Genomic DNA, 512 nt, shown 5'->3' on the forward strand with positions numbered 1-512 from the left:
TTGTCCCCAGGCATTACCATCTCTACGCCCTCAGGTAACTTTACTACTCCGGTCACGTCTGTTGTACGGAAGTAAAACTGCGGACGGTATCCGTTGAAGAACGGGGTGTGACGGCCTCCTTCTTCCTTGGTCAGTACGTATACCTCGGCAAAAAACTTGGTGTGCGGATTGATGGTGCCCGGCTTTGCCAGTACCTGCCCACGCTCTACCTCTTTCCTGTCAATACCACGCAACAGGCAACCTATATTGTCTCCGGCTTCTGCCTGATCCAACAGCTTGCGGAACATCTCTACTCCGGTTATTACGGTCTTCTTACGCTCTTCGCTCATACCGATAATCTCTACTTCGTCGCCTACTTTTACTGTTCCGCGCTCTACCCTTCCCGTTGCTACGGTACCACGTCCGGTGATGGAGAATACGTCCTCTATCGGCATCAGGAACGGCTTGTCGGTATCACGCTGCGGTGTCGGGAAGTAACTATCTACTTCATCCATCAGTTTCCAAATAGCCCC

Annotated in this window: 1 protein-coding gene; it reads right to left on the minus strand. The window is 52.0% G+C overall.

Annotation, left to right across the window (positions count from 1 at the left end; translation table 11 throughout):
• Positions 1-512: EF-Tu/IF-2/RF-3 family GTPase (locus ACSNJE_RS15945; RefSeq protein ID WP_495253078.1), on the minus strand; the 512-nt coding region annotated here is incomplete at both ends.

It is taken from the genome of Thermincola sp. GK-1, assembly GCF_059412445.1.